The 11,772-nt window shown below is 71.4% G+C and carries 14 protein-coding genes; 6 read left to right on the top strand and 8 right to left on the bottom strand.

What is annotated here, in order from left to right; genetic code table 11:
* Position 1: 1 nt before the first annotated feature.
* Entirely contained in the window at positions 2–1,864 is a 1,863-nt protein-coding gene (locus tag EXE44_RS12875; RefSeq protein ID WP_137717481.1) for an acetyl-CoA carboxylase biotin carboxylase subunit, read from the bottom strand.
* 86 nt (positions 1,865–1,950) lie between these two features.
* Here EXE44_RS12875 and EXE44_RS12870 point away from each other — a divergent pair, with 86 nt between their 5' ends.
* Positions 1,951–2,163 carry a hypothetical protein gene (locus tag EXE44_RS12870; protein WP_137717480.1) on the top strand — a complete coding sequence of 71 codons (213 nt, stop codon included), beginning with the start codon at positions 1,951–1,953 and terminating at the stop codon, positions 2,161–2,163.
* A gap of 294 nt (positions 2,164–2,457) precedes the next feature.
* On the opposite strand, the gene EXE44_RS12865 is transcribed toward EXE44_RS12870, so the two are convergent.
* On the bottom strand, positions 2,458–2,778 hold the full coding sequence (locus tag EXE44_RS12865; RefSeq protein ID WP_137717479.1) for a hypothetical protein: 321 nt from the start codon (positions 2,776–2,778) through the stop codon (positions 2,458–2,460).
* A complete protein-coding gene (locus tag EXE44_RS12860; RefSeq protein ID WP_137717478.1) occupies positions 2,778–4,322 on the bottom strand; it encodes an acyl-CoA carboxylase subunit beta in 1,545 nt (514 codons plus the stop codon). The genes EXE44_RS12865 and EXE44_RS12860 overlap by 1 nt, the downstream gene beginning before the upstream one ends.
* Positions 4,323–4,617: 295 nt before the next feature.
* Between EXE44_RS12860 and EXE44_RS12855 the strand changes: the two genes are divergently transcribed.
* The 5 genes from EXE44_RS12855 (at position 4,618) to EXE44_RS12835 (ending at position 7,246) form a co-directional block, all read left to right on the top strand.
* Complete coding sequence (locus EXE44_RS12855; protein ID WP_137717477.1) at positions 4,618–5,256, top strand: 50S ribosomal protein L1; 639 nt, start codon at positions 4,618–4,620, stop codon at positions 5,254–5,256.
* Positions 5,253–6,296: a 50S ribosomal protein L10 gene (locus tag EXE44_RS12850; protein ID WP_137717476.1), complete on the top strand. Its 1,044-nt coding sequence runs from the start codon at positions 5,253–5,255 to the stop codon at positions 6,294–6,296. Before EXE44_RS12855 ends, EXE44_RS12850 begins: the two co-directional genes overlap by 4 nt.
* Before the next feature lie 16 nt (positions 6,297–6,312).
* Positions 6,313–6,657 carry a 50S ribosomal protein P1 gene (gene rpl12p, locus EXE44_RS12845; protein WP_137717475.1) on the top strand — a complete coding sequence of 115 codons (345 nt, stop codon included), beginning with the start codon at positions 6,313–6,315 and terminating at the stop codon, positions 6,655–6,657.
* A 124-nt stretch (positions 6,658–6,781) separates the two neighbouring features.
* Complete coding sequence (locus EXE44_RS12840; protein WP_137717474.1) at positions 6,782–6,973, top strand: hypothetical protein; 192 nt, start codon at positions 6,782–6,784, stop codon at positions 6,971–6,973.
* 57 nt (positions 6,974–7,030) lie between these two features.
* Positions 7,031–7,246 (top strand): hypothetical protein, encoded by a 216-nt coding sequence (locus tag EXE44_RS12835; RefSeq protein ID WP_137717473.1) that lies wholly within the window; start codon positions 7,031–7,033, stop codon positions 7,244–7,246.
* A gap of 55 nt (positions 7,247–7,301) precedes the next feature.
* Here the strand turns inward: EXE44_RS12835 and EXE44_RS12830 are convergent, their stop codons facing one another.
* The 5 genes from EXE44_RS12830 to EXE44_RS12810 form a co-directional block, all read right to left on the bottom strand.
* On the bottom strand, positions 7,302–8,462 hold the full coding sequence (locus EXE44_RS12830; RefSeq protein WP_137717472.1) for a DNA primase: 1,161 nt from the start codon (positions 8,460–8,462) through the stop codon (positions 7,302–7,304).
* A gap of 104 nt (positions 8,463–8,566) precedes the next feature.
* The gene (locus EXE44_RS12825; protein ID WP_137717471.1) at positions 8,567–9,217 is read right to left on the bottom strand and encodes an HVO_2922 family protein; all 651 of its coding nucleotides are present in this window, start codon (positions 9,215–9,217) and stop codon (positions 8,567–8,569) included.
* Between the two features lie 85 nt (positions 9,218–9,302).
* On the bottom strand, positions 9,303–9,947 hold the full coding sequence (locus EXE44_RS12820) for a protein sorting system archaetidylserine decarboxylase (protein ID WP_137717470.1): 645 nt from the start codon (positions 9,945–9,947) through the stop codon (positions 9,303–9,305).
* Entirely contained in the window at positions 9,944–10,993 is a 1,050-nt protein-coding gene (locus tag EXE44_RS12815) for an AAA family ATPase (protein ID WP_137717469.1), read from the bottom strand. The genes EXE44_RS12820 and EXE44_RS12815 overlap by 4 nt, the downstream gene beginning before the upstream one ends.
* Positions 10,994–11,053: 60 nt before the next feature.
* Positions 11,054–11,710, bottom strand: a complete 657-nt coding sequence (locus tag EXE44_RS12810) for a DUF4013 domain-containing protein (protein WP_137717468.1) — start codon at positions 11,708–11,710, stop codon at positions 11,054–11,056.
* Positions 11,711–11,772: the final 62 nt, after the last annotated feature.

Raw genomic sequence — 11,772 nt, 5'->3', positions numbered from 1 at the left:
CTCACTCCAGCACGATCAGCACGTCGCCCATGTCGACGCTGTCGCCCTCGCCGACGCGGACGCTCGCGACGGTGCCGCCGCGCTCGGCGACCACGTCGTTCTCCATCTTCATCGCTTCGAGGACGCAGACCACGTCGCCGGCCGCGACCTCGTCGCCCTCGTCGACGTCGACCGAGAGGATCGTCCCCTGCATCTCCGCCTCGATGGCCTCGCCGCCCTCGGCGACGTCGACCGAGTCGTCGGCGCCGTCGTCGTCGGTGGCCTGCGGCGGGCGCTGCCCCCCGCCTCCGCTGCCCCCGCTCTCGGGCACGGGGATCGCGGGCGCGCCGCGCTCCTCTAGCTCCACCTCGAAGCGCTTGCCGTTCACCTCGACGGTGAACTCGCGCTCAGTGACTTCCTCGTCGTCGTCGCCCGCGGACGCCGACTCGGTGCCCCACTTCTCCTGGGCGTCGGCGACCAGGTCGCGGTCGAGCTCCTCGTCGAGGTACTTCGTCGTGTGCGTCCCGTCGACGAACCGCTCGTCGTCGAGCATCAGGCGGTGGAACGGGACGATGGTGACGACGCCCTCCAGGTCGTACTCCGCGAGCGCGCGCTTCGAGCGCGCGAGACACTCCTCGCGGTCGCCGGCCCACACGATCAGCTTCGCGATCATCGAGTCGTAGTCGGTGACCAGCTCGTCGCCCTGGCGGAGCGCGTCGTCGACGCGGACGCCGATCCCGCCCGGCGGGTCGTACGTCTCCAGCGACCCCTCGTTGGCGGGCTGGAAGTCGTTCGCGGCGTTCTCGGCGTTGATCCGGAACTCGATCGCGTGGCCCTCGAGCTCCACGTCGTCCTGGGAGACGGACAGGCCCTCGCCGCTGGCGACCCGGAGCTGTTCTTTCACGATGTCGATCCCCGTCAGCTCCTCGGTGACGGTGTGTTCGACCTGGATCCGGGTGTTGACCTCGAGGAAGTAGAACGGCGTGTCGGGGCCGAGCGGCTCCGACGGGTCGCGGTCGGGGTCCTCCTCGACGAGGAACTCTACCGTCCCGGCGTTGGTGTAGTCGGCGGCGGCGACGCCGCGGCGGGCGGCCTCGCCGATCTTCTCGCGCAGCTCGTCGGAGAGCGCGGGGGAGGGGCCCTCCTCGATCACCTTCTGGTGGCGGCGCTGGAGCGAGCAGTCGCGCTCGCCGAGGTGGACCACGTCGCTCTCGCTCACCGAGCCGTCCGGGTCGTCGGCGACGACCTGGACCTCGACGTGGCGGGGGGTCTGGAGGTAGCGTTCGAGGTACACGGAGTCGTTCGAGAAGTACGCCTCGCCCTCGCGCTTGGCGGATTCGAGCGCCTCCGCGGCCTCGTCGGCGCTCTCGACGACCTTCATCCCGCGGCCGCCGCCGCCGCCCTCGGCCTTGATCGCGACCGGGTAGCCGTACTCGTCGCCGAACGCCGTGACGGCCTCCGCGTCGGTGACGGGCTCGGTGGTCCCGGGGACGATCGGCACGTCTGCGTCGTCCATCACGCGCCGCGCGTGCGTCTTCTCGCCCAGCCGCTCCATCGCGTCGCTCGACGGCCCGACCCAGGTGATCCCGTCGGCGGCCTCGACGCGGGCCGCGAAGTCGGCGTTCTCCGCGAGGAAGCCGTACCCGGGGTGGATCGCGTCCGCGCCGGCCGAGCGCGCCGCCTCGACGACGGCCTCGCCGTCGAGGTACGAGTCGGCCGCGCGGGCGGGCCCGACGTTGTACGCCTCGTCCGCATACCGGACGTGGCCGCCGTGCTTGTCGGCGTCGCTGTAGACGGCGACGGTGTCGACGCCCAGCTCCGCGCAGGCGCGCATCACCCGGACCGCGATCTCGCCGCGGTTCGCCACGAGAACCTTATCGAACATTCCTGTCGGTTCTTCCACCAACTGCTACCAAACTCTGTCGGTCCGTGCCGAGACGGTTAAGGGGACCGCGGGCGCCACGGTGAGGTATGCTCGACGCGGGAAACCCGTACGTGCTGCCGTCGGTGCTGGTCGGCGCCGCCGTCTACCTCGGACTCACCGTGGCCACCGACGCGTCGCTGCCGGTCCGGATCGGCGCGCTCCTCGTATTCGTGGCCGTCGTGCCGGTGATCCTCAATCGACTCCTCGGCGGCCGAGGCGGGCCGACCGCCGCCGACGACGGCGACGAGACGCCGGAGTAGCGGGGACGGACGCGACCGACGCGGGCCGCGCGACCGCCGGCGAGGACGACCGGCGACGAGCAGTCGCGCCGGCCGCGTGAGTCGCTACCACAGGTATATATGTCAGCGCACGTATCTGCGAACGCGCCCTGAGTCAGGGCCGGGTCGACGGCGCGACGGACCGACGCCGCGCTGTCGGGGGAATGTACGCGGTCGGACGCCGCCGCGTCCGGCGGCGCCGTTCGACGTGTCGCGGACTCGACCAGCGACGGATCCGGCGGACGAACGGGAAAAGCGGAGCGGCGCGTCGGCGCGTCAGAACCGGTCGCTGCGACCCGCCGCGGTCCACGGGTCCGCGGGCGCGTCGGCGGGGACGCGCACCCGGCGGCGGTGGAGCCGCTCGATCCGGCCGGCGAACGCCCAGCGGTCCTCGTCGCGGCCGCCGTCCGTCTCCTCGGCGGCGGCCGCGGCGGCGAGTTCGCCGTCGCGGAGGTGGGCGGCGACCGCGGCGGCGATGGCGGCCGCCTCGTCGTCGCGGGCGTCGTCGGGAATCGAGAGCCCGGCGAGCGCGGCCGCCGGATCGGCGGTCGCCGAGTCGGTCGCCCCCGCCTCGCCCGGGTCGTCGTCGGCCGCCATCAGATCGGGATGTTGCCGTGCTTCTTGGCGGGCTGGTCCGCGTTCTTCCCCTTCAGCATCTTGAGGTCCTCGACGAGGCGCGCGCGGGTCTCGGTCGGCTCGATCACGTCGTCGACGAAGCCGCGGTCGGCGGCGGTGTAGGGGTTCGCGAACTCCTCGCGGTACTCGTCGATGAGCTCCTGCCTGCGCGCGTCGGGGTCGTCGGCCTCGGCCAGCTCCTCGCGGTAGAGGACGTTGACCGCGCCCTTCGGCCCCATCACGGCGATCTCCGAGGTGGGCCACGCGTAGTTGACGTCGCCGCCGATGTGCTTCGACGACATCACGCAGTAGGCGCCGCCGTACGCCTTCCGGGTGATGACGGTGAGCAGGGGGACGGTCGCCTCCGAGAAGGCGTACAGCAGCTTCGCGCCGTGGCGGATGATCCCGTTGTGCTCCTGGTCCGTGCCGGGCATGAAGCCGGGCACGTCCTCGAAGGTGAGGATGGGGATGTTGAACGCGTCGCAGAAGCGGACGAACCGCGCGCCCTTCTGGCTCGCCTCGATGTCGAGCGTGCCCGCGTTCACGCGGGGGTTGTTCGCGACGACGCCGACGGAGTGGCCGTCGAGGCGGGCGAAGCCGACGACGATGTTCTTCGCGAAGTTCTCGTGCACCTCGAAGAAGGAGCCCTCGTCGGTGACGCTCGCGATCACGTCCTTCATGTCGTACGGCTTCCGGGGCGCGTCGGGGACGATCTCGGCGAGCTCCTCGTCCGCGCGCTCGGGGTCGTCCCACGGCTCGACGCGCGGCGGGTCCTCCACGTTGTTCGCGGGGAGGTACGAGAGCAGCCGCGCGATGTTGTCGAGCGCCTCCTCCTCGCTCTCCTCGGCGAAGTGCGCCACGCCGGAGGTCGACGAGTGGGTGACCGCGCCGCCGAGCTCCTCGAAGCTCACCTCCTCGCCGGTGACCGTCTCGATGACGTCCGGCCCGGTGATGAACATGTGGGAAGTGTCTTTCACCATGAAGGTGAAGTCCGTGATGGCCGGGGAGTACACCGCGCCGCCCGCGCACGGCCCCATGATCGCCGAGATCTGCGGGATAACGCCCGAGGCCTCCGTGTTGCGCCGGAATATCTCCGCGAAGCCGCCGAGCGAGGCGACCCCCTCCTGGATCCGGGCGCCCGCGGAGTCGTTGAGGCCGACGACCGGCGCGCCCACGTCCATCGCCTTGTCCATCACCTTACACACCTTCTCGGCGAACACCTCGCCGAGCGACCCGCCGAAGACGGTGAAGTCGTGCGCGAACACGAACGTCTTCCGGCCGTTCACCTCGCCGTAGCCGGTCACCACCCCGTCGCCCGGGATCTGCTGTTCCTCCATCCCGAACGTGTGGTTGCGGTGGGTGCGGAACCGGTCGAACTCGTGGAAGGTGCCGTCGTCGAGGAAGTAGTCGATCCGCTCGCGGGCGGTCATCTTCCCCTTGTCGTGTTGCGACTGGATCCGGTCTTCGCCCCCGCCCTTCGCCGCCCGCTCGCGGCGCTCTCGGAGGTCCTCGATACGGTCGTCCATCGTCACGGCGGACCACCCTGCGTCATTACCTCGTGGGTCGGCGACCGCCGCCAAAAGGGTTCCCCTATCCGACGTTTCGGTCTTCGACGCCCGTCGAATTCGAGCCGCGGCGGCCGACGACGGGCGCCGGAATCCGAACGCGAGCGCGCGAACGACCCGGAGCGGCCCTGTCGCCGGTTCACACGGTGACCGGCGGTTCGACGCTTTTAAACCTCCGATGAACCACTCTCCGATGAGACAGGCTTCGCCTGTTTCACTGACCCGTAGGAGCGACCTGCGTACTACGGAGGTGAAAATGGCAGACACAATACAAGAGGCCGTAACCCTCGCACTCGACGATGCGCCCGAGCGGAACTTCCGCGAGACCGTGGACATCGCGATCAACCTGCGAGACCTCGACCTCAACGATCCGTCGAACCGTATCGACGAGTCCGTCGTGCTGCCGGCTGGAACGGGGCAGGAGACACAGATCGTCGTCTTCGCGGAGGGCGAAACCGCCGTCCGCGCAGAGGAGGTCGCTGACGAAGTGCTCGACAGCGACGACCTCGAAGACCTCGGAGACGACGACGACCGCGCAAAGGACCTCGCCGACGACACCGACTTCTTCGTCGCCGAGGCCAACCTGATGCAGGACATCGGTCGGTACCTCGGTACCGTCCTCGGTCCGCGCGGGAAGATGCCTACCCCACTACAGCCGGACGACGACATCGTCGAGACCGTCAACCGGATGAAGAACACGGTACAGCTCCGGTCGCGCGACCGGCGCACGTTCCACACCCGCGTCGGCGCCGAGGACATGGGCGCCGACGCGATCTCGGACAACATCGACGTCATCATCCGGCGACTCGAAGCGAACCTCGAGAAGGGCCCGCTCAACATCGACGGGATCTACGTGAAGACCACGATGGGTCCCGCGAAGGAGGTGCCCGTATGAGCTCGGTCCGCAAGACCGAGACGATCCCCGAGTGGAAGCGGGAGGAGGTCGACGAGCTCGTCGAGTTCATCGACTCCTACCAGTCCGTCGGGATCGTCGGCGTGTCCGGCATCCCGAGCCGGCAGCTCCAGGCCATGCGCCGGGAGCTCCACGGCTCGGCCGCCGTCCGCATGAGCCGCAACACGCTCACGAACCGGGCGCTCGAGGAGGTCGGCGACGGCGTCGAGGCGCTGACGGAGTACGTCGGCGGCCAGGTGGCGCTCGTCGGCACCAACGACAACCCGTTCGGCCTCTTCAAGCAGCTCGAAGCCTCGAAGACCCCCGCCCCGATCAACGCGGGCGAGGTGGCCCCCAACGACATCGTGATCCCCGAGGGCGACACCGGCGTCGACCCGGGGCCGTTCGTCGGCGAGCTCCAGACCGTGGGCGCGGCCGCCCGCATCATGGACGGCTCGATCAAGGTGACCGAGGACTCGACCGTGCTGGAGGAGGGCGAGGTCGTCGACGACGACCTCGCGAACGTCCTCGTCGAGCTCGGCATCGAGCCCAAGGAGGTCGGCCTCGACCTGAAGGCCGTCTACTCCGAGGGCGTGCTGTTCGAGCCCGACGAGCTCGAACTCGACGTCGACGAGTACGAGGCGGACATCCGGTCCGCCGCGGCCGCCGCGCGCAACCTCTCGATCAACGCCGCGTATCCGACGGCCGCCACCGCGGGCGCCCTCATCGCGAAGGCGTCCGGCGAGGCGAAGTCCGTCGGCCTGTTCGCGGAGATCGAGAGCCCGGACGTCGTGCCCGAGCTGATCGGGAAGGCCGACGCCCAGCTCCGCGCGCTCGCGGCGCAGATCGACGACGAGGAGGCGCTCCCCGAGGAGCTCCAGGGCGTCGAGGCCGCGCCGGCCGCGGAGCCGGCGACGGACGACGCCGACGAGGAAGAGGAACAGGCGGACGACAACACGGAAGACGCCGAGGAGGCCGACGACGACGCCGACGACGACGACGGCGACGACGGCGGCGAAGGACTCGGCGCGATGTTCGGATAACACGAGGTACACACCAATGGAATACGTTTACGCTGCGCTCATCCTGAACGAGACTGGCGAAGAGATCAACGAAGACAACGTCACCGGCGTGCTGGAAGCCGCCGGCGTCGACGTCGAGGAGTCCCGCGTCAAGGCGCTCGTCGCCGCGCTGGAGGACGTCGACATCGAGGAGGCCATCGAGACGGCCGCCGCGGCCCCGGCCGCCGGCGCCGCCGCGGGCGGCTCCGCGGACGCCGAGGCCGCCGACGAGGCGGACGACGACGAGGACGAGGCCGACGAGGCCGAGGCCGCCGACGAGGCGGACGACGACGACGAGGACGAGGGCGACGGCGGCGAAGGGCTCGGCGAGCTCTTCGGCTGAGCCGGCGCGCGACTCCCTCGACGCCGACCGCGTCGACCCGCACCGATTTTTTCGCGACGAGCCGCTATCCGGAGTGATAACGCCGGCCGCGATTTTATATATCGATCTCGGGAACGGGGAGGCGATGAAGATCGTCGACGGCGACAAGGCGGAGTGCGACCGGTGCGAGTCGGTGTTCCCGCTCGCTGACGTCTCCCTGCTGGAGAAGGAGACCAACCGCGACTACGAGCGGGTGTTGTGCGACGACTGTCTCGGGGCCGTCGGCGTTCCGCAGGGGTACACGCTGCGGCGGGACATCACGCACCTCGCGACGTGATCGGCGGGCGGGGCGCCCATCGAAGTCCTTTTTTAGCGGCGACGGGAAGCCGCGAGCATGGAAATCGATGCGGAGTTCCGTCGGCAGATCGCGGTCTCGCTGGCGGCGGCCGCGGTGTTCATCGTCGGGCTGGTCGCCATCGGGGTCACCTTCGGCGGGTCGGCGGTCCTCCCGGAGACGGGGGCGATCGCGCTCGTCGCGCTCCTGACCGGGTTCGTCCTGTTGATGGCCGGCGTCGGGACGTTCCTGATGCGGGCGAACGACGGATCGTAGACCTCCTGAGCCGCCGCGGTCCGTTACTTCTGCCGTCGCGTTCGGTTCGTCGCGCTCACGCCGCTTCCGTCTCGTCCGTCTCGCGGTCCGCCCGCCAGTCGGTCACCTCGTCGGCCGCGGCCACCCGGGTCTCGTAGTACGAGAGCGGGTCGGCCGCGACCTGCATGTGGTCGTCCTCGTTGTGGCAGATCCCGTAGTTCGCGAGCGTCTCGCAGGTCGGCGGGGGGTACTGGGTCCCGCGGTCGTCGGTGAGGAACTCCGTCTGGTAGCGGATCCCCTCGGCGTCGAGGCTCGTGTCGGCGCAGAAGGCGACGACCTCGTCGGGCGTCATGCCGATGCCGACGAGGAACGCCATCAGCGCGAACGACTCGGCCGCGGAGAGCGCGGCGTCGCGCTCCGCCTTCTCGATCAGGTTCGTCATGCACGGCGGGAACAGCGCGGGGGCGACGACGTCCGGCGGCTCGGCGTACGTCCGCTCGGAGAGCAGCCGCCGGAGGTCGGCGACGCGCGACTCCAGCGCCGCGGCGATCTCCTCGTCGGCGCCCAGTTCGAAGGGGAGCCCCTCGGCGACCCGCGCCTCGACGGCGGCCTCCAGCGCCGCGAGCAGCTCCTCTCGGGAGACCCGCACCGCGCCGTCGGCGAGCGCCCGGTTGACCAGCCGCCACGAGTCGCCCCACTCGGGGGAGGTGAGCCGGAGGTACGGGCCGACGTCGATCCGGTAGCTGTCGGGGTCGCGGCCGGCCCCGCCGCCCGTCGCGGCCCCCGCGCCGCGGGCGCCGGCGGGCGCCGTCGCGTCCGGTCGCACGGCGTCGGCGAGGTCGAACTCGGCGAGCAGGTCGTCGAGCGCGACCGTCGCGGCCGACACGGAGCGCAGTTCGTCGTCGGTCTCTAAATCGCGGCGGACCCGCTCCATGGCGGTGGCCGCCTCCGCGGCGGCGTACTTCTCGATGGCGGGGTCGGAGTCGAGCAGCGAGACGAGGATCCGGGCGATGGGGTACGAGAGCAGCTCCGCCTGGGTGTCGTACGCGGACTCGCCGGGGAACGCGCCGCTCTCGGAGGCGACCGTCCCTTCGAGGAGGGCGCGCTCGACGCGCTCGCGGGCGCGCTCGACCGCCGGGGCGTCGGTCGCGACGAGCTCCGGCAGCGACACCGCGGCCGACGCGACCGCCTCGCGGGCGCTCGCGAAGAACGGGTACTTGGCGTCGAGCGCGTCCATGTCGCTCAGAGGTAGTGAAGGCCGGCGAATAAGCGGTGCGGTCCGCGGTCGCGTCGGGGCGGGGCGGCGGTCGGACCGCGAGCGCCTCGCCGCGAGAACGAGAGCTACTCCGCCGGCTCCTCGACGGCCGCGCCCGGCGCGTTCGACTTGACGCTGTTGAGGCCCTGCTTCGCCTTCTGCTTGGAGGCGTACCCCTGGCCGCTGTCGGCGATGATGTTGCCGTTGTCGTGACGGAGCCGCCAGCGGTACTCGTCCGCCTTGTCGCGGAACAGCTCGAACGCGGCGTCGCTGCCGCCCTCCTCGGGGGCCTCCTCGTCGCGCGAGACGTCGATGACGTGCGCGCCCGCCGCGTTCCGCTGGACGCTCTCGATCCCGGAGCTGGCGTCGCGCTTGTCGGCGTACCCCTCGCCGCCGTCGGCGATGATGTTGCCGTTGTCGTGGCGGAGCCGCCAGCGGTACTGGTCGGCGTTGTCGGCGTACAGCTCGAACGTCGCCTTGCTCGCGCTCGCGTCCTCGTCGACGGCGACCTCCTCCTCGGGCCACTCCATCTCTATCTCGAAGTGGACCGTGCCGTCCTCCCGTTCGAGTTCGACCTCGACGTCGCCGGTTCCGCCCGCGTCGACCGTCACCGTCCCGTCCTCGTCGACCGGCACGGGTTCGCCGCGACCGAGCGCGCGGGCGATCCGGCGGAGGTACGTGGCCAGTCCCTGTCGGGTCCGCGACCGGCTCGACTCGTGGATTGTCTCTTCCGTCATCGAAGACACCGTCTCGCGGACGAAACAAAAGCGTATGGACCGATTCGGACGCACTGACGCCGCGGTCCCGTCGCGACGCGGCGAGCTATCCGTCGTCGCTCGGCCGCTCCGCGATGATCGTCTCGCCCGCGCGGACGCCGTCGCCCTCGGCCACGAGCAGGTCCTCGCGGCCCACGTCCGCGGGCAGGACCACGTCGGCGCGGGAGCCGAACGAGACGTGCCCGACGCGGTCGCCGCGCTCGACGCGGTCCCCCGGCTCGACCGACGGGTGGATCCGGCGGGCGAACCAGCCCGCGATGACGAGCAGCTCGTACTCCCCGAAGTCGATCGCGACCTGCTCGTTGCGGTCCGACTCCTTGTCGAACGCCGGACGGTTCGCGCCGGGGCGGTGGCGGACCTCGCGCACCTCGCCCGCGATGGGCGCGCGGTTCACGTGCACGTCGGTGACGTTCATGAACACGCCGACGCGGAGTCGCGAGCCCTCCTCGCGGACCACCGAAACGGTGCCGTCGGCTGGGGAGACGACCGTCTCGTCGCCCTTCGGCGGGTCGCGCTCGGGGTCGCGGTGGAACCAGAGGACCCCGACGGCGAGCGCGACGAGCGCGACGCCGACGGGCGGGACGAACGGCAGCGCGACGGCGCCAGCGAGCGCCGGGACGAGCGCCAGGTCCCACGCGGCGTCGACGACCGGGAAGGGGAGCAGCCGCGAGAGCGGCGGGCGGCGGGTCACGACGCCGCCTCCGCGTCCCGGAGTTCGGGGGAGAGCTCGGTCCGTCCCGCCGCCCACGCCGCGAGCAGGTGAACGAGGTGGGTCGTGTCGTGGAGCCCGTCGGACAGGTCGAGGTCGGCCTCGCCCGCGAGCGCGTGGAGCCGCGCGAGGTCGTCGCCGCCGTACTCGGAGCCGGCGCGGGCGACGCGGAGCGTCTCGCGGAGCAGCTCCTGCCCGTCGTACCCCTCGTCGAGCAGGTCGTCGAGCGCCGAGCGGGCGTCCTTCAGGTCGCCGGCGCGGGCGTCGGCGAGCGCCCCGCGGATCGCGTCGTCGTCGCCCACGTCGCCGAGCGTCTCGTAGGCGGTCGACATGGTGACCTCGCCGCCCTCGACCGCGGTCGCCTGCGCCGAGAGGATCGCCTCCCGGAGGTCGCCGCCGGCCGCGCTGGCGACGAACTCCAGCCCGTCGCCGTCGTAGTCGACGCCCTCGCGCTCGCAGATCGCTTCGAGGACGTCGATCGTCTCGTCGGTGGTCGGCGAGCGGACGCGGACCGGGAAGCAGCGCGACCGGATCGGGGCGATGAGCTTCGAGGGCTGGCGCGTCGCGATCACGAACTGGGTGGTGCGGTGGTGCTTCTCCATCACGCGGCGCAGCGCCTGCTGGAAGTCCTCGCGGATCGCCTCCGCGTTGTCCAACAGGACCGTCTTGTACTCGCCGGACATCGGCGCGTACGACGCCGACTCCTTCAGCACGCGGTTTATCATGTCGCGTTTCGCCATCGAGCTCCGCCCCGCGAGGAACCCCTCGAACCGCGGGTCGGTCCGGATCTCCTTTTTCGTCCGCCCGAAGAAGTCGGCGACGTTGATCTCGATCAGGTCGGCGTCCGGGTCGGCGTGCGACGCCGCCGCGAGCGCGCGCGCCGCCGCCGTCTTCCCGACTCCCGGCGGCCCCTGGACGACGAGGTTCATCGGCTCGTCGACGGCCCGACGCAGGCGGTCGCGGGCCTCGTCCTGCCGGATCTCGTCGAGGTCGGGCGCGTGCGTGTCCGTCCACAGCGGTCCGTCCATGCCGTGTGAGTCCGGGCCGGGCGGTCAAGAATCGGTCGGTCGCGGCGCCGCGCCGTCCCCCTACCGTCGCCGGGCGCGCTCGACGGCGCGCCCCCAGAGGTACGCGGCCACGAGGAGGCCGTACGCGAGGACGAACGTCCCGAACAGCGGGCCCGCGCGCGAGACGGTGAACAGCGCGCCGCCGACGCCGACGGCGACGACGAGCGCGGTGAAGCCGAGGGTCCACCCGAAGAAGTAGGCGGCGTGGCCGGCGACCGGCCGGAGGGCGCCCGGGGAGAAGGCCCGGCGGAGCGACCCCTCCCGACCGTAGGTGATCAGCGAGACGGGCGCGAGGTACGTGCCGAGGACGCCGACGAAGAGGACGGCCGTCGAGCCGGCGAGGATGCGGCCGACCGGCGCGTTCGCCCCGGGGTCGAGCGTGACGACCCCGTAGAGCGTCACGAGGAGGGCCGCGAACGGGACCCCGAGGAACACCAGGCAGACGGCCGTCCCGCCGAGCGACCGGCGGAGGAGCGTCCGGCCGTCGGCGAGGAAGGGCGGCATCGAGTCGCCCCGCTCGCTGGCGGTCAGCACGCGGACGAGGTAGCCGACGACCGGCAGCGCCGGGAGGACAGGCACGACGACGGCCAGCGCGAACAGCAGCCAGACGGCGAGGAGGGGCCGCTCCCGGGCGTCGCCGGCGACCGGATACGTGACGGCGGCGGTCGAGGGGCGCATGCGTACGCCCATCCGCCGGACCGTAGTATGCCCGTCGGTCCGTCGCCGTCCGACCGGGCATA

It is taken from the genome of Halorubrum sp. SS7 (assembly GCF_005435055.1).
GTDB classification, from domain to species: Archaea; Halobacteriota; Halobacteria; order Halobacteriales; family Haloferacaceae; genus Halorubrum; species Halorubrum salinarum.
This window is presented reverse-complemented; position numbering and strand designations above follow the sequence as displayed.

Excerpts from the sequence above, each read along its gene's own strand:
- EXE44_RS12850 (WP_137717476.1), top strand. The coding sequence starts at position 5,253 with ATGAGCTCGGTCCGCAAGACCGAGACGATCCCCGAGTGGAAGCGGGAG.
- EXE44_RS12835 (WP_137717473.1), top strand. The coding sequence starts at position 7,031 with ATGGAAATCGATGCGGAGTTCCGTCGGCAGATCGCGGTCTCGCTGGCG.
- EXE44_RS12865 (WP_137717479.1), bottom strand. The coding sequence starts at position 2,778 with ATGGCGGCCGACGACGACCCGGGCGAGGCGGGGGCGACCGACTCGGCG.
- EXE44_RS12855 (WP_137717477.1), top strand. The coding sequence starts at position 4,618 with ATGGCAGACACAATACAAGAGGCCGTAACCCTCGCACTCGACGATGCG.
- EXE44_RS12840 (WP_137717474.1), top strand. The coding sequence starts at position 6,782 with ATGAAGATCGTCGACGGCGACAAGGCGGAGTGCGACCGGTGCGAGTCG.
- EXE44_RS12810 (WP_137717468.1), bottom strand. The coding sequence starts at position 11,710 with ATGCGCCCCTCGACCGCCGCCGTCACGTATCCGGTCGCCGGCGACGCC.
- EXE44_RS12860 (WP_137717478.1), bottom strand. The coding sequence starts at position 4,322 with ATGGACGACCGTATCGAGGACCTCCGAGAGCGCCGCGAGCGGGCGGCG.
- EXE44_RS12830 (WP_137717472.1), bottom strand. The coding sequence starts at position 8,462 with ATGGACGCGCTCGACGCCAAGTACCCGTTCTTCGCGAGCGCCCGCGAG.
- rpl12p (WP_137717475.1), top strand. The coding sequence starts at position 6,313 with ATGGAATACGTTTACGCTGCGCTCATCCTGAACGAGACTGGCGAAGAG.
- EXE44_RS12870 (WP_137717480.1), top strand. The coding sequence starts at position 1,951 with ATGCTCGACGCGGGAAACCCGTACGTGCTGCCGTCGGTGCTGGTCGGC.
- EXE44_RS12825 (WP_137717471.1), bottom strand. The coding sequence starts at position 9,217 with ATGACGGAAGAGACAATCCACGAGTCGAGCCGGTCGCGGACCCGACAG.
- EXE44_RS12875 (WP_137717481.1), bottom strand. The coding sequence starts at position 1,864 with ATGTTCGATAAGGTTCTCGTGGCGAACCGCGGCGAGATCGCGGTCCGG.
- EXE44_RS12815 (WP_137717469.1), bottom strand. The coding sequence starts at position 10,993 with ATGGACGGACCGCTGTGGACGGACACGCACGCGCCCGACCTCGACGAG.